Source organism: Micromonospora sp. NPDC048999, assembly GCF_040649295.1.
In the GTDB taxonomy this organism is placed as follows: domain Bacteria; phylum Actinomycetota; class Actinomycetes; order Mycobacteriales; family Micromonosporaceae; genus Micromonospora.
In genome coordinates this window covers 59,196-83,441 of the sequence record NZ_JBEZFI010000002.1, presented here as the reverse complement: position 1 = coordinate 83,441, position 24,246 = coordinate 59,196, and the positions used below count along the sequence as shown (strand labels likewise).

At 68.3% G+C, this 24,246-nt stretch carries 29 protein-coding genes; all 29 read right to left on the bottom strand.

Annotation, left to right across the window (positions count from 1 at the left end):
• Positions 1-190: 190 nt before the first annotated feature.
• Complete coding sequence (gene rplO, locus AB0C02_RS04795; RefSeq protein WP_357541200.1) at positions 191-634, bottom strand: 50S ribosomal protein L15; 444 nt, start codon at positions 632-634, stop codon at positions 191-193.
• A complete protein-coding gene (gene rpmD, locus AB0C02_RS04790; protein WP_357541198.1) occupies positions 634-816 on the bottom strand; it encodes a 50S ribosomal protein L30 in 183 nt (60 codons plus the stop codon). The genes rplO and rpmD overlap by 1 nt, the downstream gene beginning before the upstream one ends.
• Complete coding sequence (gene rpsE / locus AB0C02_RS04785) at positions 816-1,430, bottom strand: 30S ribosomal protein S5 (protein WP_073834922.1); 615 nt, start codon at positions 1,428-1,430, stop codon at positions 816-818. Before rpsE ends, rpmD begins: the two co-directional genes overlap by 1 nt.
• Positions 1,431-1,463: 33 nt before the next feature.
• A complete protein-coding gene (rplR, locus tag AB0C02_RS04780; RefSeq protein WP_357541196.1) occupies positions 1,464-1,853 on the bottom strand; it encodes a 50S ribosomal protein L18 in 390 nt (129 codons plus the stop codon).
• Positions 1,850-2,392, bottom strand: a complete 543-nt coding sequence (gene rplF, locus AB0C02_RS04775; RefSeq protein ID WP_357541194.1) for a 50S ribosomal protein L6 — start codon at positions 2,390-2,392, stop codon at positions 1,850-1,852. Before rplF ends, rplR begins: the two co-directional genes overlap by 4 nt.
• Positions 2,393-2,408: 16 nt before the next feature.
• Positions 2,409-2,816, bottom strand: coding sequence for a 30S ribosomal protein S8 (rpsH, locus tag AB0C02_RS04770; protein WP_013288624.1), 408 nt, complete (start codon positions 2,814-2,816; stop codon positions 2,409-2,411).
• Between the two features lie 97 nt (positions 2,817-2,913).
• Positions 2,914-3,099 (bottom strand): type Z 30S ribosomal protein S14, encoded by a 186-nt coding sequence (locus AB0C02_RS04765; protein WP_007073023.1) that lies wholly within the window; start codon positions 3,097-3,099, stop codon positions 2,914-2,916.
• A 1-nt stretch (position 3,100) separates the two neighbouring features.
• Positions 3,101-3,670 carry a 50S ribosomal protein L5 gene (gene rplE, locus AB0C02_RS04760; protein ID WP_357541192.1) on the bottom strand — a complete coding sequence of 190 codons (570 nt, stop codon included), beginning with the start codon at positions 3,668-3,670 and terminating at the stop codon, positions 3,101-3,103.
• Positions 3,670-3,990: a 50S ribosomal protein L24 gene (gene rplX / locus AB0C02_RS04755; protein WP_181570334.1), complete on the bottom strand. Its 321-nt coding sequence runs from the start codon at positions 3,988-3,990 to the stop codon at positions 3,670-3,672. The genes rplE and rplX overlap by 1 nt, the downstream gene beginning before the upstream one ends.
• Positions 3,987-4,355: a 50S ribosomal protein L14 gene (gene rplN / locus AB0C02_RS04750; protein WP_007465279.1), complete on the bottom strand. Its 369-nt coding sequence runs from the start codon at positions 4,353-4,355 to the stop codon at positions 3,987-3,989. The genes rplX and rplN overlap by 4 nt, the downstream gene beginning before the upstream one ends.
• Positions 4,356-4,456: 101 nt before the next feature.
• The gene (rpsQ, locus tag AB0C02_RS04745) at positions 4,457-4,735 is read right to left on the bottom strand and encodes a 30S ribosomal protein S17 (RefSeq protein ID WP_145773676.1); all 279 of its coding nucleotides are present in this window, start codon (positions 4,733-4,735) and stop codon (positions 4,457-4,459) included.
• On the bottom strand, positions 4,732-4,968 hold the full coding sequence (gene rpmC / locus AB0C02_RS04740) for a 50S ribosomal protein L29 (RefSeq protein WP_007073028.1): 237 nt from the start codon (positions 4,966-4,968) through the stop codon (positions 4,732-4,734). Before rpmC ends, rpsQ begins: the two co-directional genes overlap by 4 nt.
• The gene (gene rplP / locus AB0C02_RS04735) at positions 4,968-5,393 is read right to left on the bottom strand and encodes a 50S ribosomal protein L16 (protein ID WP_073834927.1); all 426 of its coding nucleotides are present in this window, start codon (positions 5,391-5,393) and stop codon (positions 4,968-4,970) included. Before rplP ends, rpmC begins: the two co-directional genes overlap by 1 nt.
• Positions 5,394-5,396: 3 nt before the next feature.
• Positions 5,397-6,278, bottom strand: a complete 882-nt coding sequence (rpsC, locus tag AB0C02_RS04730; protein WP_357541189.1) for a 30S ribosomal protein S3 — start codon at positions 6,276-6,278, stop codon at positions 5,397-5,399.
• Positions 6,278-6,733 carry a 50S ribosomal protein L22 gene (gene rplV, locus AB0C02_RS04725; RefSeq protein ID WP_357541187.1) on the bottom strand — a complete coding sequence of 152 codons (456 nt, stop codon included), beginning with the start codon at positions 6,731-6,733 and terminating at the stop codon, positions 6,278-6,280. Before rplV ends, rpsC begins: the two co-directional genes overlap by 1 nt.
• Before the next feature lie 40 nt (positions 6,734-6,773).
• Positions 6,774-7,055 carry a 30S ribosomal protein S19 gene (rpsS, locus tag AB0C02_RS04720; RefSeq protein ID WP_091125151.1) on the bottom strand — a complete coding sequence of 94 codons (282 nt, stop codon included), beginning with the start codon at positions 7,053-7,055 and terminating at the stop codon, positions 6,774-6,776.
• A 15-nt stretch (positions 7,056-7,070) separates the two neighbouring features.
• Positions 7,071-7,910, bottom strand: coding sequence for a 50S ribosomal protein L2 (gene rplB, locus AB0C02_RS04715; RefSeq protein WP_357541185.1), 840 nt, complete (start codon positions 7,908-7,910; stop codon positions 7,071-7,073).
• A 12-nt stretch (positions 7,911-7,922) separates the two neighbouring features.
• A complete protein-coding gene (gene rplW, locus AB0C02_RS04710; RefSeq protein ID WP_357541183.1) occupies positions 7,923-8,225 on the bottom strand; it encodes a 50S ribosomal protein L23 in 303 nt (100 codons plus the stop codon).
• On the bottom strand, positions 8,222-8,872 hold the full coding sequence (gene rplD, locus AB0C02_RS04705; protein WP_357541181.1) for a 50S ribosomal protein L4: 651 nt from the start codon (positions 8,870-8,872) through the stop codon (positions 8,222-8,224). Before rplD ends, rplW begins: the two co-directional genes overlap by 4 nt.
• A complete protein-coding gene (rplC, locus tag AB0C02_RS04700; RefSeq protein ID WP_357541179.1) occupies positions 8,869-9,534 on the bottom strand; it encodes a 50S ribosomal protein L3 in 666 nt (221 codons plus the stop codon). The genes rplD and rplC overlap by 4 nt, the downstream gene beginning before the upstream one ends.
• 11 nt (positions 9,535-9,545) lie before the next feature.
• Positions 9,546-9,854 carry a 30S ribosomal protein S10 gene (gene rpsJ / locus AB0C02_RS04695; RefSeq protein WP_007073037.1) on the bottom strand — a complete coding sequence of 103 codons (309 nt, stop codon included), beginning with the start codon at positions 9,852-9,854 and terminating at the stop codon, positions 9,546-9,548.
• 355 nt (positions 9,855-10,209) lie between these two features.
• Complete coding sequence (gene tuf / locus AB0C02_RS04690; RefSeq protein ID WP_357541177.1) at positions 10,210-11,403, bottom strand: elongation factor Tu; 1,194 nt, start codon at positions 11,401-11,403, stop codon at positions 10,210-10,212.
• A gap of 221 nt (positions 11,404-11,624) precedes the next feature.
• Positions 11,625-13,721 carry an elongation factor G gene (fusA, locus tag AB0C02_RS04685; protein WP_357541175.1) on the bottom strand — a complete coding sequence of 699 codons (2,097 nt, stop codon included), beginning with the start codon at positions 13,719-13,721 and terminating at the stop codon, positions 11,625-11,627.
• Between the two features lie 75 nt (positions 13,722-13,796).
• Entirely contained in the window at positions 13,797-14,267 is a 471-nt protein-coding gene (gene rpsG / locus AB0C02_RS04680; RefSeq protein ID WP_357541173.1) for a 30S ribosomal protein S7, read from the bottom strand.
• Position 14,268: 1 nt separating this feature from the next.
• Positions 14,269-14,643 (bottom strand): 30S ribosomal protein S12, encoded by a 375-nt coding sequence (gene rpsL / locus AB0C02_RS04675; protein WP_014440718.1) that lies wholly within the window; start codon positions 14,641-14,643, stop codon positions 14,269-14,271.
• 509 nt (positions 14,644-15,152) lie between these two features.
• Positions 15,153-15,524 carry a hypothetical protein gene (locus AB0C02_RS04670; protein ID WP_357541792.1) on the bottom strand — a complete coding sequence of 124 codons (372 nt, stop codon included), beginning with the start codon at positions 15,522-15,524 and terminating at the stop codon, positions 15,153-15,155.
• 584 nt (positions 15,525-16,108) lie between these two features.
• Positions 16,109-16,477 (bottom strand): hypothetical protein, encoded by a 369-nt coding sequence (locus AB0C02_RS04665; protein ID WP_357541171.1) that lies wholly within the window; start codon positions 16,475-16,477, stop codon positions 16,109-16,111.
• A gap of 99 nt (positions 16,478-16,576) precedes the next feature.
• The gene (locus tag AB0C02_RS04660) at positions 16,577-20,464 is read right to left on the bottom strand and encodes a DNA-directed RNA polymerase subunit beta' (RefSeq protein ID WP_357541169.1); all 3,888 of its coding nucleotides are present in this window, start codon (positions 20,462-20,464) and stop codon (positions 16,577-16,579) included.
• 81 nt (positions 20,465-20,545) lie between these two features.
• Complete coding sequence (locus AB0C02_RS04655) at positions 20,546-23,977, bottom strand: DNA-directed RNA polymerase subunit beta (protein WP_357541167.1); 3,432 nt, start codon at positions 23,975-23,977, stop codon at positions 20,546-20,548.
• Positions 23,978-24,246 lie beyond the last annotated feature (269 nt).

The following is a 24,246-nucleotide window of genomic DNA, read 5'->3' as shown; positions in this document are numbered from 1 at the left end:
GGGCGGTTTGGGTGCCGGGCGAGTGCCCGATATCCATGGCTGGGAAGGGACTCTAACAGCCCGATCCCTACCGGGGCAGATGCGCCCGGCTACATAAAAACGAATCCGATGTTACCCGGCCCACATTCGCCGGGGAGACCGAGGCGCCCGCCCAGTCACGGACAACTGGGCGGGCGCCTCGGATCGTGCCCTACAGCTCGGTGACGGAGCCACCGGCGGCGGCGATCTTCTCCTTGGCCGAGGCGCTGAACGCGTGCGCCGAGACCTGGAGAGACACCCCGCCGAGGTCGCCCGTGCCGAGCACCTTGACCGGCTGGCCCTTGCGGACCGCGCCGGCCTCGACCAGCTCGATCGGGCCGACCTGGCCGCCGTTCGGGAAGAGCTCGGCGAGCCGGTCCAGGTTGACCACCTGGAAGACGACCTTGAACTTGTTCTTGAAGCCCTTCATCTTCGGCAGGCGCATGTGGATGGGCATCTGCCCACCCTCGAACGCCGCCGAGATGTTCTTCCGGGCCTTGGAACCCTTGGTACCGCGACCGGCGGTCTTGCCCTTGGAGCCCTCACCGCGACCCACGCGGGTCTTGTCGGTCTTGGCACCGGGCGCCGGACGCAGGTGGTGGACCTTGATCGTCATTACTCGACCTCCTCGACCTTCACGAGGTGGTTGACCGCGAAGATCATGCCGCGAATCTCCGGCCGGTCCTCCTTGACCACCACGTCGTTGATCCGCTTGAGACCGAGCGAACGCAGCGAGTCACGCTGGTTCTTCTTGGCCCCGATGTCGGACCGGAGCTGGGTGACCTTCAGGCGCGCCATCAGGAAGCCACCCCCGCCCGCGACGCCAGCATGGCGGCCGGCGCGACGTCCTCGACCGGCAGACCACGACGGGCCGCGACCGCCTCCGGCGACTCCAGCGCCTTCAGGGCCGCCACCGTGGCGTGCACGATGTTGATCGGGTTGGACGAGCCGAGGCTCTTGGAGAGCACGTCGTGGATGCCCGCGCACTCCAGGACGGCACGCACCGGACCGCCGGCGATGACACCCGTACCGGCCGAGGCCGGCTTGAGCAGCACCACACCGGCCGCGTCCTCGCCCTGCACCGGGTGCGGGATCGAGGCGCCGATCCGCGGCACCTTGAAGAAGTGCTTCTTGGCCTCCTCGACACCCTTGGCGATCGCCGCGGGCACCTCCTTGGCCTTTCCGTAGCCCACACCGACGGTGCCGTCGCCGTCGCCCACGATCACCAGGGCGGTGAAGCTGAAGCGACGACCACCCTTCACGACCTTGGCGACGCGGTTGATCGCGACGACCCGCTCGAGGTGCGGGGTCTTCTCGACGGGCGCGTTTCCGCGGCCGCCCTCACGGCGGTTGTCGCGGCGACCACCCTCGTTGCCACCGGACCCGCCGCCACGGCGCTGTTGACCTGGCATCAGCAGCCTTCCTTCTCTCTCGTGACGGGGTTTCTAGAACTCGAGCCCGGCTTCGCGGGCGGCGTCGGCAAGCGCGGCGACCCGCCCCGCGTACCGGTTGCCACCACGGTCGAAGACGACCTTCGAGACGCCGGCGGCCTTGGCGCGCTCGGCGAGCAGGGCGCCGACCTTGCCGGCCAGGGCGCTCTTGTCACCCTCGGCGCCGCGGAGCGAGGCGTCCATGGTCGAGGCCGACGCCAGGGTGTGCCCCTTGGTGTCGTCCACGATCTGGGCGACGACGTGCCGCAGCGAACGGGTGACCACCAGGCGGGGGCGCTCGGGGGTGCCGCTGATGTTCTTGCGGACCCGGAAGTGCCGACGCGCACGCCCGACGGCACGCTTGGCGGCGACGCCGCGGCGGCGCTTGAGCAGCGTGGCGCTCACTTCTTACCTGCCTTTCCAGCCTTGCGGCGGATGACCTCGCCCTGGTACTTGACGCCCTTGCCCTTGTAGGGCTCCGGCGGGCGGATCTTCCGGATGTTGGCGGCGATCTCGCCGACCTGCTGCTTGTCGATGCCGGCCACGTGGAACAGCGTCGGCTTCTCCACCGTGAAGGTGATGCCGTCCGGTGCCGGCACGAGGACCGGGTGCGAGAACCCGAGCGCGAACTCCAGGTCCTTGCCCTTGGCGGTCACGCGGTAACCGGTACCGGCGATCTCCAGGCTCTTGCGGTAGCCCTCGGTCACCCCGACGATCATGTTGGCAACCAGCGTACGGCTCAGGCCGTGCAGTTCCTTGGCCTTGCGCTCGTCGTTCGGCCGGTTGACGTGCAGCGCACCGTCCTCGCCCCGCTCCGCCGTGATCGGCTCGGCCAGCACGTGGCTCAGCTCGCCCTTCGGGCCCTTGACCTTGACGGTCTGGCCGTCGATCGTGATGTCGACGCCGGCAGGCACCGGGATCGACTTACGTCCAATACGCGACATTTCTACCTGTCTCCCGTTACCAGACGAAGGCGAGGACTTCCCCGCCAACGCTCCGCTTGCGGGCCTGCCGGTCGGTGAGCAGCCCCTGGGACGTCGAAATGATCGCCACGCCCAGCCCGCCGAGCACCCGCGGGAGCCCGTCCGACTTGGCGTAAACCCGCAGACCGGGCTTGGACACACGCTTGATGCCGGCCAGGCTCCGCTCCCGGTTCTGGCCGTACTTCAGCTCGACGACCAGTCGCTTGCCGACGGCGCCCTCCTCGGGCTCCTCGACCGACCAGGTGGCGATGTAACCCTCGGCCTTGAGGACCTCGGCGATGTTCGCCTTGATCTTCGAGTAGGGCATCGTCACCCGGTCGTGGTACGCCTGGTTGGCGTTACGCAGACGCGTGAGCATGTCTGCGATCGGGTCGGTCATCGTCATGAAATTCGTCAACCTTTCTCGCCGCGGTTCCCCGGGCCAGGCCCGGGGCCTGCGGCGAAGAGACAGTTCAGCTGACGCGCGAAGCGCGCCGGGCTAATTACCAGGAAGCCTTGGACACGCCGGGCAGCTCACCGCGGTGGGCCATCTCCCGGATACACACCCGGCAGAGACCGAACTTGCGGTAGACCGCCTTCGGACGCCCGCACCGCTGGCAGCGGGTGTACGCGCGAACCGAGAACTTCGGCTTCGCGGCCGCCTTGAGGATCAGCGCCTTCTTGGCCATCTCAGTTCTCCTTGAACGGGAAGCCCAGGAGCTTGAGCAGCGCCCGGCCCTCGTCGTCGGTCGTGGCGGTCGTGACCACCGTGATGTCCATGCCCCGCTGGCGATCGATCCTGTCCTGGTCGATCTCGTGGAACACCGACTGCTCGGTCAGACCGAACGTGTAGTTGCCGTGCCCGTCGAGCTTGCGCCCATCCAGGCCACGGAAGTCGCGGATACGCGGCAGCGCGATCGACAGCAGCCGGTCCAGGAACTCCCACATCCGGTCGCCCCGCAGGGTGACCTTCGCGCCGATCGGCATGCCCTCGCGGAGCTTGAACTGCGCGATGGACTTGGTCGCCCGCCGCACCTGCGGCTTCTGGCCGGTGATCGTGGCCAGGTCGCGGACCGCGCCGTCGATCAGCTTGGCGTCCCGGGCGGCCTCGCCGACACCCATGTTGACGACGATCTTGACCAGCCGCGGCACCTGCATCGGGTTGCCGTAGCTGTACTGCTTCTGCAGTTCGGCCGCGATCTCGCTGCGGTACCGCTCCTTGAGGCGCGGCATGGTCTTCGTTTCGGTAGCCGTGGTCATCACAGGTCCTTACCGGTGCTACGCGCGATGCGGACCTTCTGGCCGTTGTCGTCGATCCGGTAACCGACGCGGGTCGGCTTGCCGTCGGAGTCCATGACCATCACGTTCGAGACGTGGATCGGGGCCTCCTGGGTGACGATGCCACCGGTCTTGGCGCCACGCTGGGTGGTGCTGATGCGGGTGTGCTTCTTGACCCGGTTCACGCCCTCGACCAGGACCTTGTCCTGCCGCGGGTAGGCCGCGATGACCTTGCCCTTGGCACCCTTGTCCTTGCCGGCGATGACGACGACCGTGTCGCCCTTCTTGACCTTCACGGTCACAACACCTCCGGCGCGAGAGAGATGATCTTCATGAACCGCTTGTCCCGCAGCTCCCGACCAACCGGGCCGAAGATACGGGTACCACGCGGGTCCCCACCGTCCTTGATGATGACGGCGGCGTTCTCGTCGAAGCGGATGTACGAGCCGTCCGGCCGCCGCCTCTCCTTGGCGGTGCGAACGACGACGGCCTTGACGACGTCGCCCTTCTTCACGCCGGCACCGGGGATCGCGTCCTTGACCGTGGCCACGATGACGTCGCCGATGCTCGCGTAGCGCCGACCGGAGCCGCCGAGAACCCGGATGCACAGGATCTCCCGGGCACCCGTGTTGTCGGCGACGCGCAGTCGCGACTCCTGCTGAATCACGTCTATCTCCTATGTCTGCCGGTTCTCCGGCCGCCTTCACGGGGCGGCCGGAGCCTGGCGGAACCTGCGCCCGACCGATACCGGCCGAGCTCGAGCCTTCGCTACTTGGCCTTCTCGAGGATCTCCACGAGCCGCCACCGCTTGGTGGCGGACAGCGGCCGGGTCTCCATGATCAGGACCCGGTCGCCGATGCCGGCCGAGTTCTGCTCGTCGTGCACCTTCAGCTTGCTGGTCCGGCGCATGATCTTGCCGTACAGCGCGTGCTTGACCCGGTCCTCGACCTCGACCACGACGGTCTTGTCCATCTTGTCGCTGACCACGAGGCCCTCACGCACCTTGCGGCGGGCCCGCGCGGTGGCGGTGGTGGTGTTCTCACTCATGATGCAGTCACCTCAGTCGGCGCGGCCGAGAGACCCAGCTCACGCTCACGCATGATCGTGTAGATCCGGGCGATCTCCCGACGGATGACCTGCAGCCGCCGGTTGTTGTCCAGCTGCCCGGTTGCGGCCTGCACGCGGAGGTTGAACAGCTCCGCCTTCGCCTCGCGCAGCTTCGTGACCAGCTCCTCCTCGGAGAGCTCACGCAGCTCGGAGGCCTTGACGCCCGCTGCCATCAGGATTCACCCACTTCGCGCGTAACAATGCGGCACTTCATCGGGAGCTTGTGGATCGCGCGACGCATCGCCTCTCGCGCGATCTGCTCGTTCGGGAACGACATCTCGAAGAGAACCCGCCCCGGCTTGACGTTCGCGACCCACCACTCGGGCGAACCCTTACCGGAACCCATCCGGGTTTCCGCCGGCTTCTTGGTGAGGGCCTGGTCCGGGAAGATCGTGATCCAGACCTTGCCACCACGCTTGATGTGGCGGGTCATCGCGATACGCGCCGACTCGATCTGACGGTTGGTCACGTACGCCGGCTCGAGAGCCTGGATCCCGAACTCGCCGAACACCACCCGGTTGCCGCCCTTGGACGCGCCGTGGCGGTCCGGGTGGTGCGGCTTGCGGAAGCCCTTCGGGGGCTTGCGCGGCATCAGCATCTGTCAGCCCTCCTGCTGCGTTTCTGCCGGCTGAGTGGCGGCCGGAGCGGACGCGGTCGCGGCGACAGCGCCGGCGTCCACCGGCTCGCCGCTCGGCGTCTCGGCCTGCTGCGCGACGGTGGTCGCAGCCCGGCCGGCCTCGGTGCCACCGGCGGTCGTGCCAGACGAACCCGACCGGCCACGGCGCGGCCGCTCAGGGCGGTCACCGCGGTCACGGCGCGGGCGGGACGGACCGGCCTCGGCCGGGGCCTCCCGGCCCGGGACGGCGTCGCCCTTGTAGATCCAGACCTTCACGCCGATCCGGCCGAAGGTGGTACGGGCCTCGAAGAAGCCGTACTCGATGTTGGCCCGCAGCGTGTGCAGCGGAACCCGGCCCTCGCGGTAGAACTCGGTCCGGCTCATCTCGGCGCCGCCGAGACGGCCCGAGACCTGCACCCGGATGCCCTTGCAGACCGGGTTCTTCATCGCGGACTGCATCGCCTTGCGCATGGCCCGACGGAAGCTGACCCGGCTGGACAGCTGCTCGGCGACGCCCTGGGCGACCAGCTGCGCGTCCGACTCGGGGTTCTTCACCTCGATGATGTTCAGCTGAACCTGCTTGCCGGTGAGCTTCTCCAGCTCGCCCCGGATCCGGTCGGCCTCCGCACCCTTACGGCCGATGACGATGCCCGGCCGGGCGGTGTGGATGTCGACGCGGACCCGGTCCCGGGTGCGCTCGATGTCGACCTTGGAAATGCCGGCGCGCTCCAGGCCCTTGGACATCATCCGGCGGATCTTGACGTCCTCGCCGATGTAGTCCTTGTAGAGCTTGTCCGCGAACCAGCGGGACTTCCAGTCGGTCGAGATGCCGAGCCGGAACCCAGTGGGGTGAACCTTCTGACCCATTACTCGGCACCCTCCGTCGTGCTCTGCCCCTCAGCGGCCTCGGCCTGCTTGGCCGGAGCGGCCTTCTTCGCCGACTTCTTCGGCGCGGCCGGCGCCACCGCCTCGACCACCATGGTGATGTGGCAGGTGCGCTTGCGGATCCGGTACGCCCGGCCCTGCGCCCGCGGCTGGAACCGCTTCATCGTCGGGCCCTCGTCGACGAACGCCTCGCTGACGAGCAGCGCATCGGGGTCCAGCCGCTCGTTGTTCTCCGCGTTGGCGATCGCGCTCGCGAGCACCTTGTACACCTGCTCGCTCGCAGCCTGCGGCGCGAACTGCAGCACCGTGAGCGCCTCCTTCGCGGGCAGGCCGCGGACGAGGTTGACCACCCGGCGCGCCTTCATCGGCGAGATGCGCACGTGCCGCGCAACCGCCCGCGCGCCCGGAAGCACCGGAGCGTCGCCCTTTCCTGGCATCGCTGTAACCCCTTGTTCCTCTATCCGTATGCCCGCGGCGTCAGCGCCGGCGGCTCTTCCGGTCGTCCTTCTCGTGACCCTTGAACGTGCGGGTCAGCGCGAACTCGCCGAGCTTGTGCCCGACCATGGCCTCGGTCACGAACACCGGGACGTGCTTGCGTCCGTCGTGCACGGCGATCGTGTGCCCGAGCATCTCGGGAATGATCGTCGAGCGCCGCGACCAGGTCTTGATGACGTTCTTGGTGCCCTTGTCGTTCTGCGTCTCCACCTTCTTGATCAGGTGGTCGTCGACGAACGGGCCCTTCTTCAGGCTGCGAGGCATCTGTCAGCTCTCCTGTTAGCCGCGCTTGCGGGTGGCGTAGCGGCGGCGGACGATCAGCCGGTCGCTCGGCTGGCCCTTACGACGGGTGCGGCCCTCGGGCTTACCCTGCGGGTTGACCGGGTGGCGACCGCCGGAGGTCTTACCCTCACCACCACCGTGCGGGTGGTCGACCGGGTTCATCGCGACACCACGGACGGTCGGGCGCTTGCCCTTCCACCGCATCCGGCCGGCCTTACCCCAGTTGATGTTCGACTGATCGGCGTTGCCGATCTCGCCGATGCTGGCGCGGCAGCGCACGTCGACCCGCCGGATCTCGCCGGACGGCATGCGGAGGGTCGCGTACGCGCCCTCACGGCCGAGCAGCTGGATGCCGACGCCGGCCGAACGGGCCAGCTTGGCACCGCCGCCCGGACGCAGCTCCACGTTGTGGATCGTGGTACCGACCGGGATGTTGCGCAGCGGCAGGTTGTTGCCCGGCTTGATGTCGGCGCCCGGGCCGGACTCCACAGCGTCGCCCTGCTTCAGGTCCTTCGGCGCGAGGATGTAACGCTTCTCGCCGTCGGCGTAGTGCAGCAGCGCGATGCGCGCGGTGCGGTTCGGGTCGTACTCGATGTGGGCGACCTTCGCCGGCACGCCGTCCTTGTCGACCCGCTTGAAGTCGATCAGACGGTACTGGCGCTTGTGGCCGCCACCGTGGTGCCGCGCGGTGATCCGGCCGTGGGCGTTGCGACCGCCCTTCTTCGGCAGCGGAGCCAGCAGCGACTTCTCGGGCGTCGACCGGGTGATCTCGGCGAAGTCGGCGACGCTCGAGCCACGCCGGCCCGGCGTCGTCGGCTTGTACTTACGGATAGCCATTGTCTACACCCCTCAGCTGACCGGGCCGCCGAAGGCCTCGATACGGTCACCGTCAGCCAGCTTCACCATCGCCCGCTTGGTGTCCTTGCGCTTGCCGAACCCAGTCTTGGTCCGCTTGCGCTTGCCCTCGCGGTTGAGCGTGTTGACCGTCAGGACGCGGACGTTGAAGATCTGCTGGATAGCGATCTTGATCTCGGTCTTGTTCGCGTCCGGGTCCACCAGGAAGGTGTACCAGTTGCGGTTCAGCTCGCTGTAGCTCTTCTCCGAGACGACCGGCGCGACGATGATGTCGCGCGGATCGGCGATCGTGCTCACTTGCCACCCTCCTCGGTGGTCTCGGCGGGAACGCCCAGGAACTCGTCCAGGGCCTCCTTGGTGAAGACCACGTCGTCGGCCACCAGCACGTCGTACGTGTTGAGCTGGCCGGCCTCGATCAGGTGCACCCGCGGCTCGTTGCGCAGCGACACCCAGTTCAGCTCGTCGGTGCTGCTCAGCACGACCAGGACGCGACGGGCCTCGGTCAGCTTCGCCAGCGTGGCCAGGGCGGCCTTGGTCGACGGCTTGTCGCCGGAGACGAACCCCTCGACGACGTGCACCTGGCTGGCGCGAGCCCGGTCGGAGAGGGCGCCACGCAGGGCAGCGGCCTTCATCTTCTTCGGGGTGCGCTGGCTGTAGTCGCGCGGAACCGGGCCGTGGACCACGCCACCGCCGGCGAACTGCGGCGCGCGGGTCGAGCCCTGGCGGGCACGACCGGTGCCCTTCTGCTTGTACGGCTTCTTGCCTCCACCGGAGACCTCGCCGCGGGTCTTGGTCTTGTGCGTGCCCTGCCGGGCCGCCGCGAGCTGAGCCACCACGACCTGGTGCATCAGCGCGATGTTGGCCTGGGCGTCGAAGATGTCGGCCGGCAGCTCGACCGAGCCGCTCTTGGCGCCTTCAACGCTGAGGACGTCAACGGTGGTCACTTGGCCACGCCGCCCTTCTTCGCCTTGGTCTTGGCCGCGGTGCGGACCAGGACCAGCGCGCCCTTGGGGCCGGGAATGGCGCCACGGACGAGCAGGAGGTTGTTCTCGGTGTCGACCGCCTGGACGGTCAGGTTCTGGACGGTGTAGCGCACGCCACCCATCCGACCGGCCATCCGGGTGCCCTTGAAGACGCGGCCCGGGGTCGCGCAGCCGCCGATGGAGCCCGGCGAGCGGTGCTTACGCTCGACACCGTGGCTGGCGCGCAGACCATGGAAGCCGTGCCGCTTCATGGCACCGGCGAAGCCCTTGCCCTTGGTCTTACCGGTGACGTCGATGGTGACGCCGGCCGGGAACTCCTCGACCGTGACCTCCTGGCCCAGCGAGTAGTCCGCGGCGTCAGCGGTGCGCAGCTCGACGATGTGCCGGCGCGGCGCGACGTCCGCCTTGGCGTAGTGCCCGGCGACCGGCTTCTTGACCTTGCGCGGGTTGATGGCCCCATACGCCAGCTGGACCGCGGAGTAACCGTCCTTCTCGGCGCTACGAACCTGGCTCACGACGCACGGGCCGGCCTGAACCACGGTCACCGGGACAACCTTGTTGTTGTCCCAGACCTGGGTCATGCCGAGCTTTGCGCCCAGGATCCCCTTGACTTGCCTGTCCATTTGTCCGGTCCCTACAGCTTGATCTCGATGTCGACGCCAGCCGGCAGGTCGAGGCGCATGAGCGAGTCGACCGTCTTCGGGGTCGGGTCGATGATGTCGATCAGACGCTTGTGCGTGCGCATCTCGAAGTGCTCGCGCGAGTCCTTGTACTTGTGCGGCGAGCGGATAACGCAGAAACGGTTGATCTCCGTGGGCAGCGGCACCGGGCCAGCGACCTGCGCCCCGGTACGCGTCACCGTCTCGACGATCTTCCGAGCCGAGGAGTCGACGACCTCGTGGTCATAGGCCTTGAGCCGGATGCGGATCTTCTGTCCCGCCATGGTGGCTTCTGTTCCTTCTCTCGATGCCGCTGTGTTGCGGGCGCCTGCACCGGCTGGCACAGGCCCACTTCCGCCGACCCCCGCGGTCGGGCGTGTCGCGCCCGTGGGCCGGGCTCCGCCCCGGGACTCCGAAGCGGTTTTCCGACCACGCGGTGGGTCATGGCGCCGATCGCGTTTCCGCGACCTGAACGCCGCGCGAGGGTGGTTGATCGCCATGGGCAAATCAACCACCCTACGCGAGACTGTCGGTCACCCGGAGGTCCAGCATGCACCGGACGCAGGCGACTGACCGTCGTTACGCAACCTGACTAGTATGCCGCACGACCGGCGGCGACGCTAATCGGGGTTACCCAGCTCACTTGATGATCTTGGTGACGCGACCCGCGCCGACCGTACGGCCACCCTCCCGGATCGCGAACTTGAGGTTGTCCTCCATCGCGATGGGCTGGATCAGCTTCACGGACATCGTGGTGTTGTCGCCCGGCATGACCATCTCGGTGCCCTCGGGCAGCGTGACGACGCCGGTGACGTCCGTGGTCCGGAAGTAGAACTGCGGACGGTAGTTCTGGAAGAACGGGGTGTGCCGGCCGCCCTCCTCCTTGGAGAGGATGTAGACGGTCGCCTCGAACTCCGTGTGCGGGGTGCTGGTGCCCGGCTTGACGACCACCATGCCGCGCTCGACGTCCTCGCGCTTGATGCCACGCAGCAGCAGACCGACGTTCTCACCCGCGCGGGCCTCGTCGAGCAGCTTGCGGAACATCTCGATGCCGGTGCAGGTGGTCTTCATCGACTTCTCGCGGATGCCGACGATCTCCACCTCCTCGTTCGGCTTGAGGATGCCACGCTCGGCGCGACCGGTGACCACGGTGCCACGACCGGTGATGGTGAAGACGTCCTCGATCGGCATGAGGAACGGCTTCTCGGTCTCGCGCTCCGGCTGCGGGATCGCGGTGTCCACGGCGCTCATCAGGTCGAGCAGACGCTGGGTCCACTCCGGGTCACCCTCGAGGGCCTTCAGCGCCGAGACCCGGACGACCGGCAGGTCGTCACCCGGGTACTCCTGCGAGGAGAGCAGCTCGCGGACCTCGAGCTCGACGAGCTCCAGGAGCTCCTCGTCGTCGACCATGTCGCTCTTGTTGAGCGCCACGACGATGTACGGCACGCCAACCTGGCGGGCCAGCAGCACGTGCTCGCGGGTCTGCGGCATCGGGCCGTCGGTCGCCGCCACCACCAGGATCGCGCCGTCCATCTGGGCGGCACCGGTGATCATGTTCTTGATGTAGTCGGCGTGACCGGGGCAGTCGACGTGCGCGTAGTGCCGGTTCTCGGTCTGGTACTCGACGTGCGAGATCGAGATCGTGATACCACGCGCCTTCTCTTCCGGCGCGTTGTCGATCTGGTCGAACGGCGTGTACGGGTTCAGGTCCGGGTAACGGTCGTGCAGGACCTTGGTGATGGCCGCCGTCAGCGTCGTCTTACCGTGGTCGATGTGACCAATGGTGCCGATGTTGACGTGCGGCTTAGTCCGCTCGAACTTCGCCTTCGCCACTGGTGTCCTCCTGTGGACTTTCTTGGTTCGTTCGCCCGGCGCGCCAGGTCGGCGCTTAGGACTCTGTCGACAGCCTTTCCGGCCTGGCGGCCGGAGAGCTTTGTGGGTTCTGCGGCGATGAAGCCGACAGGCCCGGATTCACACAACCCGACCGAGGTGGCCGCGGGCGGGAAAATCCTCCCGCGGCCGGCCCCGGCTCATCGGATCAGCTCAGGTGAGCGTCACTCACCAGTCGCCTTGGCGATGATCTCCTTGGCCACCGAGGACGGAACCTCGGCGTAGGAGTCGAACTGCATGCTGTAGCTAGCCCGGCCCTGGGTCTTCGACCGCAGGTCGCCGACGTAGCCGAACATCTCCGACAGCGGCACCAGGGCCCGGACGATGCGGGCGCCGTGACGCTCCTCCATCGCCTGGATGATGCCACGCCGGGAGTTGAGGTCGCCGATGACGTCACCCATGTTCTCCTCAGGAGTGGTGACCTCAACAGCCATCATCGGCTCGAGCAGTGCGGGGTCGGCCTTGCGGGCCGCCTCCTTCATCACCATCGAGCCGGCGATCTTGAAGGCCATTTCCGACGAGTCGACCTCGTGGTACTGGCCGTCGAGCAGCGTCAGCTTGACACCCACCAGCGGGAAGCCGGCGAGCACGCCGTACTGCATGGCGTCCTGGGCACCCGCGTCCACCGACGGGATGAACTCCCGGGGGATACGGCCACCGGTGACAGCGTTCGCGAACTCGTAGGTCGGCGAGTCGTTGTCCAGCGGCAGAGGCTCGATGCTCACGATCACGCGGGCGTACTGGCCGGAACCACCGGTCTGCTTCTTGTGGGTGTACTCGATCTTCTCCACCTTGCGGCGGATGGTCTCGCGGTACGCCACCTGCGGCTTGCCGATGTTCGCCTCGACGTTGAACTCGCGGCGCATCCGGTCGACCAGGATGTCCAGGTGGAGCTCGCCCATGCCGGAGATGACCGTCTGGCCGGTCTCCTCGTCCAGCTTGACGCGGAAGGTCGGGTCCTCCTCGGCCAGCCGCTGGATGGCGGTGCTGAGCTTCTCCTGGTCGGCCTTGGTCTTCGGCTCGATGGCGACCTCGATGACCGGCTCCGGGAAGGTCATCGACTCCAGGATGACCGGGTTCGCCGAGTCGCAGAGGGTGTCACCGGTGGTGGTCTGCTTCAGACCCTGGACCGCGATGATGTCGCCAGCCTTGGCGGAGCTGCGCTCCTCCCGCTTGTTGGCGTGCATCTGGTAGATCTTGCCGATCCGCTCCTTGCGGTCCTTGGTGGAGTTGACCACCTGGGTCCCGGACTCGACCACGCCAGAGTAGACCCGGACGTAGGTGAGCTTGCCGAGGTGCTTGTCGGTCTGGATCTTGAAGGCCAGGCCGGCGAAGGGCTCGGAGGTGGACGGCTTCCGCTGCATCGGGGTCTCGCCGTCGGTCGCGGTGCCCTCGATGGCCGGGATGTCCAGCGGCGACGGCAGGTACGCGACGACCGCGTCGAGCATGGGCTGGATGCCCTTGTTCTTGAAGGCGGTGCCGGTGAAGACGGGGTTGGCCTTGCCGGCGATGGTGGCCCGGCGGATGGCGGCCTGGATCTCCTCGACGGAGATCTCCTCGCCCTCGAGGTACTTCTCCATCACCGCGTCGTCGACGTCGGCGAGGGTCTCGAGCAGCTTCTCGCGCCACTCGGCGGCGGAGTCGGCGAGGTCGGCCGGGATCTCCTCGACCGCGTAGTCCTCACCCTTCTGGGTCTCGCCGCGCCAGGTGAGGGCCCGCATCTGGACCAAGTCCACCACACCGATGAAATCGGCCTCGGACCCGATCGGAATCTGCAGCACCAGCGGAGTCGCGTTGAGTCGGTCGATCATCATCTGCACGGAGCGGAAGAAGTCGGCACCGGTCCGGTCCATCTTGTTGACGAAGCACATCCGCGGGACGTTGTACTTGTCCGCCTGCCGCCAGACGTTCTCCGTCTGCGGCTCCACGCCGGCGACGCCGTCGTACACCGCGACCGCACCGTCCAGCACCCGCAGCGACCGCTCGACCTCGACCGTGAAGTCGACGTGGCCGGGCGTGTCGATGATCTGGATCGTGTGGCCCTTCCACTCGCACTTGGTGGCGGCGGAAGTGATGGTGATACCGCGCTCCTGCTCCTGTTCCATCCAGTCCATGACCGCGGCACCCTCGTGGGTTTCGCCGATCTTGTACGTGATACCGGTGTAGAACAGGATCCGCTCGGTGGTGGTGGTCTTACCGGCATCGATGTGCGCCATGATGCCGATGTTGCGTACGTTGGCGAGCGCGTCTGCGGCGGCCACTTCAATCCCTACTTATCGTCGTCCCGACACAACTGGTGGCGGTTCCGGCGCCTCGTGAGCGCCGGAACCAGGGTGTTACCAGCGGTAGTGCGCGAAGGCCTTGTTGGACTCGGCCATCTTGTGAGTGTCCTCGCGCCGCTTGACGGCGGCACCGAGACCGTTGCTCGCGTCCAGCAGCTCGTTCATCAGCCGATCGACCATGGTCTTCTCGCGCCGGGCCCGGGAGTAGGTGACCAGCCAGCGCAGACCGAGGGTGGTCGCGCGGGCCGGCCGGACCTCGACCGGAACCTGGTAGGTGGCGCCACCGACGCGGCGGCTGCGCACCTCGAGGGTCGGCTTGACGTTGTCCATCGCCCGCTTCAGGGTGACGACCGGGTCGGTGCCGGACTTCTCCCGGCAGCCTTCGAGCGCGGCGTAGACGATGCGCTCGGCGAGCTGACGCTTGCCACGCAGCAGGATCTTGTTCACCAGCTGGGTGACCAACGGCGAGTTGTACACCGGGTCAGCGACCAGCGGCTTCCGCGGAGCGGGTCCCTTACGCGGCATGTCAGCTCTTCTCCTTCTTCGCGCCGTAGCGGCTGCGCGCCTGCTTGCGGTTGCGGACACCCTGGGTGTCCAGCGAACCGCGGACGATCTTGTACCGCACGCCGGGGAGGTCCTTCACCCGGCCGCCACGGACGAGCACGATCGAGTGCTCCTGCAGGTTGTGACCGACACCTGGGATGTACGCGGTCACCTCGATCTGGCTGCTGAGCTTGACACGAGCAACCTTGCGCAGCGCCGAGTTCGGCTTCTTCGGGGTGGTGGTGTACACGCGGGTGCACACGCCGCGCCGCTGGGGCGAACCCTTCAGCGCCGGGGTCTTGGTCTTACTCGTCTTTGCCTGCCGGCCCTTGCGGACCAGCTGCTGAATCGTGGGCACCGGGTTCCTGCTCCCTTCGGCCGCCGCTAAGCGACCGCGCCGTCTGCTCTAGCCGACCTGATGGACGGCTCTCCTACATTCCAACCAGGACCGCCTGGCGGAGGTCCCAGCACCCGCGGTCGGGCGTGTCGCCCGAATCACGGTCCCGGCACGCCGCTCGCACGTCGTACCGGCTTCTGTCACCGACACGCGACGCTCCGAGTGCCAGATCTTGGGGCTATGGTCGCGCCAGCGCGCGATCACCGGCTGACCGGCTCCAGCGCACGCGCGGATTGCCCGGGCGCGCCCGGGCACAAGCGGAAAGAGTACCTACCACAGCCGCGCAGGTCAAAACGGAGCGGCCCGGGAGAACCACCGGCCGATCACGTCATGCCTACCCGCCCCTGATGGGCACCTACGGCGACCAGTGTACCGGCTGCACCACCCGTGGGCCCGGCGGCCCCGGTTCCGCCCAGCCTCCGGACCCCGATGCGCTCCGGGTCGCCCCGGCGCCGGGAAGGTGATGCAGATCACCCGATCTGCAGCAGCAGCGCCAGCGCGAGCCCGACCAGGCTGAGCAGCAGCCCGACTCCCCCGCAACTGAGGCCCGACACGGCCAGGCCGCGCCCGGCGAAGCGGACCGCCGGCGGCGGCGCCGGCCGGCGGATCTGCCGGCGGGCCAGCAGCCCAGCCACGATCGCGGCACCGCCGGCGAGCGCGCCGAGCACGGTGAACGCCCCGGCGGCCCAGGCACCCCCGTACCTCGGCCCGGCGATGCCGAAGCAGAAGACCAGCAGCGATACCAGGACCGAGGCGATCCCGCTCACCAGCGACCCGACGGCGAGACCCGAGGTCACCGGGGGCACCTCGAGGTGAACCACCCCGAACGCGGTGCCGGGCACCGGATCGACCCGCCTCGGCGGGCGCGGGGCCTCGCGCGGGGGCGGCGGCACCGCGCCCGGTCGGTGACCGACCGCTGGCGACGGGGCCCAGCCACCGCCCACCGGCGCGCTCCCCGGCGCCGCCCACCCGCCGCCGGGCGCCGGCTGGTTGCCCGGGTACGCCCCGGGCGGCGGCTGGTTGCCCGGGTACGCCCCGGGCGGCGCCCACCCGCCGAACGCTGGCGGCTGCGCTCCGGGGGGAGGTACCCCGAGCCCGGTTGGCACGGGGTACCCCAGGTAGTGCGGCGGGACACCGGGAGGAGGCGGAGCCGAGGACCGGATCGGCGGGTGCCCGCCCACCGACGGCGAGGACTCGGGCGGCGCGGTCTGCGGGGCCCACTGCCCGGCGGGGTCGCTGCCCGACGTCGCCCCGGCAGGGTCCGGGCCGGTGACGGACCGGGTCGGGTCGTCCCCCGGCGGCGGGGCCGGTTCCGTCACGAGCGCCTCCTGTCGACGTGGCTCGTCCGCCGTGCGGCGGACACGGGCCAGGCTACCGCCGCAGTTGCGCGAGGCGGGGCCGGGCGCGGCCGGCCTCCCCCGCCCGGTCAGTCGACGTTCGGGGGGTAGTCGTGCCCGAACGGCGCGTCGGCGAGCCGGACCACCCCGATCACCACGGCCGCGACCAGCGCGATCGCGACCAGGAACAGGCCCGTCCAGGCCAGCCGCTCCCCGCGCCGCAGCCGATCCGCGCCGGTGAGGTACCCGCCCGAGGCGTACGCCTCCCGCCGGGCCTGCCGGGCGAGCCGCAGGGCGATGGTCGACGGCACCACCCCGCCGACGAAGAGCCCGGTGCACGCCCCGATCAGCCCCAGGGCGAAGACCGCGCGGGCCTTCGTCGAGCGGACCGGCTCGGGGTCGAGCGGATGGCGCGGCCCCTGCTCGGCGACGGGCAGCTGCCCGGGCACGATCGTCATGCCCACCATCATGCCCCTCCGGGTCCGGCCCGGCAGCTCGTCCACCCCGGACGCGACGAGGCCCCCGGCGGGTGCCGGGGGCCTCGTCGTTGCTGGTGCTTAGCGGTACGACCCGAAGTCGAAGTCGTCCAACGGCACCGCCTGGCCGCTGGCCGGCCCGAAGCCGTAGTCGGTCTCCGGGTAGCCGGTCATCGAGTAGACCTTGGCCTTCGCCTCCTCGGTCGGCTCGACCCGGACGTTGCGGTACTTGCTGATGCCCGTACCGGCCGGGATGAGCTTACCGATGATCACGTTCTCCTTGAGGCCGATCAGCGAGTCGCTGCGGGCGTGGATCGCCGCGTCCGTCAGCACCCGGGTGGTCTCCTGGAAGGAGGCCGCCGAGAGCCAGGAGTCCGTGGCCAGCGAGGCCTTGGTGATACCCATCAGCACCGGGCGACCCGCGGCGGGCTCGCCGCCCTCGGAGACGAGTCGGCGGTTCTCCGACTCGAAGAGCGCCCGGTCGACCAGCACGCCCGGCAGGAACTCGGTCGAGCCGGAGTCGATGACCGTCACCCGCTTCAGCATCTGACGGATGATGATCTCGATGTGCTTGTCGTGGATGAGCACACCCTGCGAACGGTAGACCTCCTGGACCTCCTGGGTCAGGTGGACCTGGACCGCGCGCGGGCCGAGGATGCGCAGCAGCTCGTGCGGGTCGATGGTGCCCTCGGTGAGCTTCTCGCCGACCTCGACGTGGTCGCCGTCGTGGGCCCGCAGCCGGACCCGCTTGGAGATCTTGTCGTAGACGATCTCGTCGCTGCCGTCGTCCGGCACCACGATGATCTTCCGCGACCGCTCGCCGTCCTCGATCCGGATCCGACCCGGGGTGTCGGCGATGGGCGCCTTGCCCTTCGGGATCCGGGCCTCGAAGATTTCCTGGACCCGGGGCAGACCCTGGGTGATGTCCTCACCCGCGACACCACCGGTGTGGAAGGTACGCATCGTCAGCTGGGTACCCGGCTCACCGATCGACTGGGCGGCGATGATGCCGACCGCCTCGCCGACGTCCACGGTCTTGCCGGTCGGCAGCGAGCGGCCGTAGCACGCACCGCAGACGCCCAGCTTCGACTCGCAGGTGAGCACGCTGCGCACCCGGATGCTCTCCACGCCGGCCGCGACGATGCGGTCGACCCCGATCGAGTTGACGTCCTGACCCCGCTCGGCCACCACGGTGCCGTCCGGCCCCTTGATGTCGTCGGCCAGGGTACGGGCGTGCACGCTGGTCTCGGCGTGCTCGTGCACGACCAGCTTGCCGTCGAGCCGCTGGCCGATCTGCATCGGGATGGCCCGGTCGGTGCCGCAGTCCTCCTCGCGGATGATGACGTCCTGCGAGACGTCCACCAGACGACGGGTCAGGTAACCCGAGTCGGCGGTACGCAGGGCGGTGTCCGCGAGACCCTTCCGGGCGCCGTGCGTGGAGATGAAGTACTCCAGTACGGACAGACCCTCCCGGTACGAGGCCTTGATGGGCCGCGGGATGATCTCACCCTTCGGGTTGGCCACCAGACCACGGATCGCCGCGATCTGCCGGAGCTGGAGCAGGTTACCGCGGGCACCCGAGTTGATCATCTTCCACAGCGGGTTCTCCTGCGGCAGCGCGGTGTCCATCTCCTTGGCGACCTCGTTGGTCGCCTTGGTCCAGATCTCGATGAGCTCGCCGCGACGCTCCTCGGCGGTCATCAGACCACGCTGGTACTGCTTGTCGATCCGGTCGGCTTCCTTCTCGTACCGCTCCAGGATCTCCCGCTTGCGCGGCGGAGCGATGACGTCCTCCATGCCGATGGTGACGCCGGACCAGGTGGCCCAGTGGAAACCGGCCTCCTTGAGCCCGTCCAGGGTGGCCGCGAGGGCCACCTTCGGGAAGCGCTCGGCGAGGTCGTTGACGATCGCGGAGAGCTGGCCCTTGCGGATCTCGTAGTTCACGAAGCGGTAGCCCGGCGGCAGCGTCTCGTTGAACAGGACCCGGCCCAGGGTGGTCACCACCGTCACCGGCTCGCCCTCGACCCAGCCCTCGGGCGCGACCCACGGCTCGGCGCCGGCGCCGTTGTCGACCCCGACCACGTCCCGCAGCCGGATCTTGACCGGAGTCTGCAGGTGCAGCTCGCGGTTGTCGTACGCCATCCGCGCCTCGGCGTCCGAGCTGAACGCCCGGCCCTCGCCCTTGCCACCCGGGATGAGGTGGGTGAGGTGGTAGAGCCCGATGACCATGTCCTGGGTGGGCATGGTGACCGGCTTGCCGTCGGCCGGCTTGAGGATGTTGTTCGACGACAGCATCAGGATCCGCGCCTCGGCCTGGGCCTCGGCGGACAGCGGCACGTGGACCGCCATCTGGTCACCGTCGAAGTCGGCGTTGAACGCGGTGCAGACCAGCGGGTGGATCTGGATGGCCTTGCCCTCGACCAGCTGCGGCTCGAACGCCTGGATGCCCAGCCGGTGCAGGGTCGGCGCCCGGTTCAGCAGGACCGGGTGCTCGCCGATGACCTCCTCCAGCACGTCCCACACGACCGGCCGCTGCCGCTCGACCATCCGCTTGGCGGACTTGATGTTCTGCGCGTGGTTGAGGTCGACCAGCCGCTTCATCACGAACGGCTTGAACAGCTCCAGCGCCATCTGCTTGGGCAGGCCGCACTGGTGCAGCTTGAGCTTCGGGCCGACCACGATGACCGAACGGCCCGAGTAGTCGACGCGCTTGCCCAGCAGGTTCTGGCGGAACCGGCCCTGCTTGCCCTTGAGCATGTCGGAGAGCGACTTCAGCGGGCGGTTACCCGGGCCGGTGACCGGCCGGCCCCGGCGGCCGTTGTCGAACAGCGCGTCGACGGCCTCCTGGAGCATCCGCTTCTCGTTGTTGACGATGATCTCGGGCGCGCCGAGGTCGATCAGCCGCTTGAGGCGGTTGTTCCGGTTGATCACCCGGCGGTACAGGTCGTTCAGGTCGGAGGTCGCGAAGCGGCCACCGTCCAGCTGCACCATCGGACGCAGGTCCGGCGGGATGACCGGTACGCAGTCCAGCACCATGCCGAGCGGCGAGTTGCGGGTGTTCTGGAACGCCGCGACGACCTTCAGCCGCTTGAGCGCCCGGATCTTCCGCTGGCCCTTGCCGGAGCGGATGGTCTCGCGCAGGCTCTCGGCCTCGGCGGCGAGGTCCATGTTCTGGACCAGCGCCTTGATGGCCTCGGCGCCCATGCTGCCGGTGAAGTACTCGCCGAAGCGGTCGCGGAGCTCGCGGTAGAGCAGCTCGTCGGTGACCAGCTGCTTCGGCTCGAGCTTGCGGAAGGTGTCGAGGACCTCGTCGAGGCGGTCGATCTCGCGCTGGGCCCGGTCGCGGATCTGGCGCATCTCGCGCTCTCCGCCCTCCTTGACCTTGCGCCGGACGTCCGCCTTCGCGCCCTCGGCCTCCAGCTCGGCCAGGTCGGCCTCGAGCTTGGCGGCCCGCTTCTCGATCTCCGAGTCGCGGCTGTTCTCGGCCTGCCGCTTCTCGGCCAGGATCTCGTTCTCGATGGTCGAGAGGTCACGGTGACGCGCCTCGGCGTCCACGCTCGTCACGACGTACGAGGCGAAGTAGATGATCTTTTCGAGGTCCTTCGGGGCGAGGTCCAGCAGGTAGCCCAGCCGGCTCGGCACGCCCTTGAAGTACCAGATGTGGGTCACCGGAGCGGCCAGCTCGATGTGACCCATCCGCTCCCGGCGGACCTTGGAGCGGGTCACCTCGACGCCGCAGCGCTCGCAGATGATGCCCTTGAAGCGGACCCGCTTGTACTTACCGCAGTAGCACTCCCAGTCCCGCTGCGGACCGAAGATCTTCTCGCAGAAGAGCCCGTCCTTCTCCGGCTTCAGGGTGCGGTAGTTGATGGTCTCGGGCTTCTTGACCTCGCCGTGAGACCACTGACGGATGTCGTCGGCGGTGGCGAGGCCAATGCGCAGCTCGTCGAAGAAGTTGACGTCGAGCACTATGTCCCCTATGTCGTCGTCTGTACTGCCTAGCTAACGGGCGGGGTCGGGAGCCGGCGGACCGGCTCCCGACCGCTCACCTCAGACCTCTTCGACCGAGCTCGGCTCGCGCCGGGACAGGTCGATGCCCAGCTCCTCCGCGGCCCGGAACACCTCGTCGTCGGTCTCGCGCATCTCCAGGGCCACACCGTCGCTGGAGAGCACCTCGACGTTGAGGCACAGCGACTGCAGCTCCTTGAGCAGCACCTTGAACGACTCCGGGATGCCCGGCTCGGGGATGTTCTCGCCCTTGACGATCGCCTCGTAGACCTTCACCCGGCCGAGGACGTCGTCGGACTTGATCGTCAGCAGCTCCTGCAGGGCGTACGCGGCGCCGTACGCCTGCATCGCCCAGCACTCCATCTCACCGAAGCGCTGGCCACCGAACTGCGCCTTACCACCCAGCGGCTGCTGCGTGATCATCGAGTACGGACCGGTCGACCGGGCGTGGATCTTGTCGTCGACCAGGTGGTTGAGCTTCAGGATGTAGATGTAGCCGACCGCGATCGGGTCCGGCAGCGGCTCGCCCGAGCGGCCGTCGAACAGCTGCGCCTTGCCGGAGGAACCGATCAGCTGCTTGCCGTCCCGGTTGGGCAGGGTCGACGCGAGCAGACCGGAGATCTCCTCCTCCCGGGCACCGTCGAAGACCGGGGTGGCCACGTTGGTGTCCGGCTCGGACTCGTGCGCCTCGATCGAGCGGAGCTGGCGCTTCCAATCGGTGTCGTCGCCGTCGACGCTCCAGCCGGTCTTGGCCACCCACCCGAGGTGGGTCTCCAGGACCTGGCCGATGTTCATCCGGGACGGCACACCGAGCGGGTTCAGCACGATGTCGACCGGGGTGCCGTCCTCCAGGAACGGCATGTCCTCGATCGGCAGGATCTTGGAGATGACGCCCTTGTTGCCGTGGCGGCCCGCGAGCTTGTCACCGTCCTGGATCTTGCGCTTCTGGGCCACGTAGACCCGAACCAGCTCGTTGACACCCGGGGGCAGCTCGTCGCCGTCCTCCCGGGAGAAGGTACGCACGCCGATGACCGTGCCGGTCTCACCGTGCGGCACCTTCAGCGAGGTGTCCCGGACCTCGCGCGCCTTCTCACCGAAGATCGCGCGGAGCAGCCGCTCCTCGGGGGTCAGCTCGGTCTCACCCTTCGGGGTGACCTTGCCGACCAGGATGTCGCCGGGAACGACCTCGGCGCCGATCCGGATGATGCCGCGCTCGTCGAGGTCGGCGAGCATCTCCTCGCTGACGTTCGGGATGTCGCGGGTGATCTCCTCCGGGCCGAGCTTGGTGTCCCGGGCGTCGACCTCGTGCTCCTCGATGTGGATCGAGGTGAGCACGTCCTGCTGCACGAGGCGCTGCGACAGGATGATCGCGTCCTCGTAGTTGTGGCCCTCCCAGGTCATGAACGCCACAAGCAGGTTGCGCCCGAGCGCCATCTCGCCCTCGTCGGTGCACGGACCGTCGGCGACGACCTGGCCGGCCTCGACCCGGTCGCCCTCGAAGACGACCGGCTTCTGGTTGACGCAGGAGCCGGCGTTGGAGCGGCGGAACTTGTGCAGCAGGTACGTCCGGCGGTGGCCGTCGTCCTGGTGGACGGTGATGTAGTCCGCGCAGAGGTCCTCGACCACACCGCCGACCTCGGCGACGACCACGTCACCGGCGTCCACGGCGGCCCGGTATTCCATGCCCGTGCCGACCAGCGGGGACTCGGCCTTGACCAGCGGCACCGCCTGACGCTGCATGTTCGCGCCCATGAGCGCGCGGTTGGCGTCGTCGTGCTCGAGGAACGGGATCATCGCGGTCGCGACGGAGGTCATCTGCCGCGGCGAGACGTCCATGTAGTCCACGGCCGACGGCGCCACGTCCTCGGTCTCACCGCCCTTACGGCGGACCAGGACGCGGTCCTCGGCGAACGACCCGTCGGCGTTCAGCGGGGCGTTGGCCTGCGCCTTGACGAACCGGTCCTCCTCGTCCGCGGTCAGGTAGTCGATCTGGTCGGTGACCCGGCCGTCGACGACCTTCCGGTACGGCGTCTCGATGAAGCCGAACGGGTTGACCCGGGCGAAGGTGGAGAGCGCGCCGATCAGACCGATGTTCGGGCCTTCCGGCGTCTCGATCGGGCACATCCGGCCGTAGTGGGACGGGTGCACGTCGCGCACCTCGAAGCCGGCCCGCTCCCGGGACAGACCACCCGGGCCGAGCGCGCTCAGCCGGCGCCGGTGGGTCAGACCCGCCAGCGGGTTGGTCTGGTCCATGAACTGGGACAGCTGCGACGTGCCGAAGAACTCCTTGATCGCCGCCACCACCGGGCGGATGTTGATCAGGGTCTGCGGGGTGATCGCTTCGACGTCCTGGGTGGTCATCCGCTCGCGGACGACGCGCTCCATCCGGGACAGGCCGACCCGGACCTGGTTCTGGATCAGCTCGCCCACGGTACGCAGGCGACGGTTGCCGAAGTGGTCGATGTCGTCGGCCTCGTAGCCGTCCTCACCGGCGTGCAGCCGGCAGAGGTATTCGACGGTGGCGACGACGTCGTCCTCGGTCAGCGTGCCGGTGGTGATCGGCACGTCCACTTCGAGCTTCTTGTTGAACTTGTAACGACCGACCTTGGCGACGTCGTACCGCTTCGGGTTGAAGAAGAGGTTGTCGAGCAGGGTCTGGGCGTTCTCGCGGGTCGGCGGCTCGCCAGGGCGGAGCTTGCGGTAGATGTCGAGCAGGGCCTCGTCCTGGCCGGCGATGTGGTCCTTCTCAAGCGTGGTCATCATCAGCTCGGACCAGCCGAACTTCTCGCGGATCTGCTCCGCGGACCATCCGATGGCCTTGAGCAGGACGGTGACGGCCTGCCGGCGCTTACGGTCGATGCGAACGCCGACCGTGTCGCGCTTGTCGATGTCGAACTCCAGCCAGGCACCCCGACTCGGGATGACCTTGACACTGGAGAGGTCGCGGTCGGAGGTCTTGTCCGGCTGCTTGTCGAAGTAGACGCCCGGCGAGCGGACGAGCTGGCTCACCACGACGCGCTCGGTGCCGTTGATGATGAAGGTGCCCTTCGGCGTCATCATCGGGAAGTCACCCATGAACACCGTCTGGCTCTTGATCTCGCCGGTGGTGTTGTTGGTGAACTCCGCGGTCACGAACAGCGGGGCGCAGTAGGTCAGGTCCTTCTCCTTGCACTCCTCGATCGAGGCCTTGACCTCATCGAAGCGCGGAGCCGAGAAGGAGAGCGACATGGTGCCGGAGAAGTCCTCAATGGGACTGATCTCGTCGAGGATCTCCGCGAGACCCGAGCGTGCGTGCGGGTCGTCCGCCGACCGGCCCTGCCAAGCCTCGTTGCCGACCAGCCAGTCGAAGGACTCGTTCTGGATGGCGAGGAGGTTGGGGACCTCGAGGTGTTCGGTGATCCTGCCGAAAGAAACTCGGCGGGGCGCGAAAGCGCTCGACGTACGACTGGTCTTCGCAGGGCGGGAAGCTGCCAAGATGCGTCCTTCCGAGGACCGGTGCTGCATAACGGCTGGTACGCGTGCACTCCAATGACCCCACCAGAAATTATCCACAAACGGACATTTCCGAGCAGGGGTCAATTCGGAAGGCAGCGCAAACTAGCAGTGTAGCCGAGAGGCTAACCGCTGTCCAGCCAACCCCGCAGGTCGTCGCGGAACTCGCCTCGGGATCCCGGAAAACCGGGTCTACCGGGCCGCTCGGAACGCGACGCTCCTGCCGGGCCGCTCGGTTGCGTGGCAGCCGT

Excerpts from the sequence above, each read along its gene's own strand:
- rplO (WP_357541200.1), bottom strand. The coding sequence starts at position 634 with ATGACGATCAAGGTCCACCACCTGCGTCCGGCGCCCGGTGCCAAGACC.
- rpmD (WP_357541198.1), bottom strand. The coding sequence starts at position 816 with ATGGCGCGCCTGAAGGTCACCCAGCTCCGGTCCGACATCGGGGCCAAG.
- rpsE (WP_073834922.1), bottom strand. The coding sequence starts at position 1,430 with ATGCCAGGTCAACAGCGCCGTGGCGGCGGGTCCGGTGGCAACGAGGGT.
- rplF (WP_357541194.1), bottom strand. The coding sequence starts at position 2,392 with ATGTCGCGTATTGGACGTAAGTCGATCCCGGTGCCTGCCGGCGTCGAC.
- rpsH (WP_013288624.1), bottom strand. The coding sequence starts at position 2,816 with ATGACGATGACCGACCCGATCGCAGACATGCTCACGCGTCTGCGTAAC.
- AB0C02_RS04765 (WP_007073023.1), bottom strand. The coding sequence starts at position 3,099 with ATGGCCAAGAAGGCGCTGATCCTCAAGGCGGCCGCGAAGCCGAAGTTC.
- rplE (WP_357541192.1), bottom strand. The coding sequence starts at position 3,670 with ATGACCACGGCTACCGAAACGAAGACCATGCCGCGCCTCAAGGAGCGG.
- rpsQ (WP_145773676.1), bottom strand. The coding sequence starts at position 4,735 with ATGAGTGAGAACACCACCACCGCCACCGCGCGGGCCCGCCGCAAGGTG.
- rpmC (WP_007073028.1), bottom strand. The coding sequence starts at position 4,968 with ATGGCAGCGGGCGTCAAGGCCTCCGAGCTGCGTGAGCTCTCCGAGGAG.
- rplP (WP_073834927.1), bottom strand. The coding sequence starts at position 5,393 with ATGCTGATGCCGCGCAAGCCCCCGAAGGGCTTCCGCAAGCCGCACCAC.
- rpsC (WP_357541189.1), bottom strand. The coding sequence starts at position 6,278 with ATGGGTCAGAAGGTTCACCCCACTGGGTTCCGGCTCGGCATCTCGACC.
- rplV (WP_357541187.1), bottom strand. The coding sequence starts at position 6,733 with ATGCCAGGAAAGGGCGACGCTCCGGTGCTTCCGGGCGCGCGGGCGGTT.
- rpsS (WP_091125151.1), bottom strand. The coding sequence starts at position 7,055 with ATGCCTCGCAGCCTGAAGAAGGGCCCGTTCGTCGACGACCACCTGATC.
- rplB (WP_357541185.1), bottom strand. The coding sequence starts at position 7,910 with ATGGCTATCCGTAAGTACAAGCCGACGACGCCGGGCCGGCGTGGCTCG.
- rplC (WP_357541179.1), bottom strand. The coding sequence starts at position 9,534 with ATGGACAGGCAAGTCAAGGGGATCCTGGGCGCAAAGCTCGGCATGACC.
- rpsJ (WP_007073037.1), bottom strand. The coding sequence starts at position 9,854 with ATGGCGGGACAGAAGATCCGCATCCGGCTCAAGGCCTATGACCACGAG.
- rpsG (WP_357541173.1), bottom strand. The coding sequence starts at position 14,267 with ATGCCGCGTAAGGGACCCGCTCCGCGGAAGCCGCTGGTCGCTGACCCG.
- AB0C02_RS04665 (WP_357541171.1), bottom strand. The coding sequence starts at position 16,477 with ATGACGATCGTGCCCGGGCAGCTGCCCGTCGCCGAGCAGGGGCCGCGC.